Raw genomic sequence first — 1532 nt, forward strand, 5'->3', positions numbered from 1 at the left:
CACTTACCAGCGGAAATGTGCGAAGGCCTTGGTGGCCTCGGCCATCTTGTGGGTATCTTCGCGCTTCTTGACGGCAGCGCCGCGATGCTCGGAAGCATCCAGCAGTTCGCCAGCCAGACGATCGGCCATGCTCTTCTCGCCGCGGGCGCGAGCAGCGTCGATCAGCCAACGCATTGCCAAGGTCGTGCGGCGCACGGCGCGCACTTCAACCGGCACCTGATAGGTCGCACCACCAACGCGGCGGGACTTCACTTCGACGCTCGGACGAACATTGTCGAACGCAGCTTCGAGCACCACGATCGGCGCATCGGTCTTCTTCTTCGCCGCGATCTGGTCCAGCGCGCCGTACAGGATCTTTTCGGCAACCGACTTCTTGCCGTCTTCCATGACCATGTTCATGAACTTGGTCAGCAGTTCGGACTTGAACTTCGGATCCGGGAGAATTACGCGACGCTCTGGGCTACGACGACGGGACATTGATGTACTCGGTGCGTGATGCGGTATTTAGTTGCTGATGGCCAGGAACTAATGAGTGGTGAAGCGAAGGCCTGCGCTGGGCGCAGGCCCCGATAACTTGCAGAAGAATTACTTCTTCTTGCCAGCCGTCTTGGCAGCGGCGCCGGCCTTCGGACGCTTGGCACCGTACTTCGAACGGCCCTGACGACGCTTGTCGACACCCGAGGCATCGAGCGCACCGCGAACGGTGTGGTAGCGAACGCCGGGAAGATCCTTGACGCGACCGCCACGGATCAGGACCACGGAGTGTTCCTGCAGGTTATGGCCTTCACCACCGATGTAGCTGGTGACTTCGAAGCCATTGGTCAGACGAACGCGCGCAACCTTGCGGAGTGCGGAGTTGGGCTTTTTCGGCGTGGTCGTATAGACGCGAGTACACACGCCACGCTTCTGCGGGCTGGCCTCAAGTGCCGGAACCTTGTTCTTGGCAGCTTTGGAGGTCCGACCGGTCTTAACAAGCTGATTAATCGTTGGCACTGTGATTCCCGCTTTCAAAAGCCCAATTGTGAAAGATATGGCGTGCGGACCATGAACGGTCTGCGCGCGAGGGCGCGAATCATAAGAGCGCGCCCGGTTTTAGTCAATCATCGGCGGAACAAAAGATTGCTACGCCGCTTGCAACGGCCGCTGCGGGAAACCTGTTGAAGGTTGCCCGCAGTGGCTGATTCCTTACTCTTCGCCGGACTCTTCGACTTCGTCCTCGTCGCCATCATCGCGACCGCCGGACACTGCCGATTCGCTGCGCACGGCTTCGAACACGTCGGTGATCGGCGACGACGTCGTGGCGTTCTGCAGATCGGCCAGCAGGCTGCCACCACGCGCCTTGCGGCGCTGTTCGTGATGCGCCAGGCCGGTACCGGCCGGGATCAGACGACCAACGATGACGTTCTCCTTCAGGCCGCGCAGCTCGTCGCGCGAACCGCGCACCGAGGCTTCCGTGAGGACGCGCGTGGTTTCCTGGAACGAGGCGGCCGAGATGAACGACTCGGTCGACAACGACGCCTTGGTGATGCCGA

At 61.0% G+C, this 1532-nt stretch carries 3 protein-coding genes; all 3 read right to left on the reverse strand.

Features of this window, described 5'->3' with window-relative positions:
• Positions 1 to 3 precede the first annotated feature (3 nt).
• Positions 4 to 477 (reverse strand): 30S ribosomal protein S7, encoded by a 474-nt coding sequence (gene rpsG, locus QZY06_RS03440; protein ID WP_295680228.1) that lies wholly within the window; start codon positions 475 to 477, stop codon positions 4 to 6.
• Between the two features lie 108 nt (positions 478 to 585).
• Positions 586 to 993 carry a 30S ribosomal protein S12 gene (gene rpsL, locus QZY06_RS03445; protein WP_022974909.1) on the reverse strand — a complete coding sequence of 136 codons (408 nt, stop codon included), beginning with the start codon at positions 991 to 993 and terminating at the stop codon, positions 586 to 588.
• A 192-nt stretch (positions 994 to 1185) separates the two neighbouring features.
• Positions 1186 to 1532 (reverse strand): hypothetical protein (locus QZY06_RS03450; RefSeq protein WP_295680229.1); only part of this gene is annotated, 347 nt, incomplete at its 5' end.

The organism is uncultured Nevskia sp. (genome assembly GCF_903885465.1).
In the GTDB taxonomy this organism is placed as follows: Bacteria; Pseudomonadota; Gammaproteobacteria; order Nevskiales; family Nevskiaceae; genus Nevskia.

Excerpts from the sequence above, each read along its gene's own strand:
- rpsG (WP_295680228.1), bottom strand. The coding sequence starts at position 477 with ATGTCCCGTCGTCGTAGCCCAGAGCGTCGCGTAATTCTCCCGGATCCG.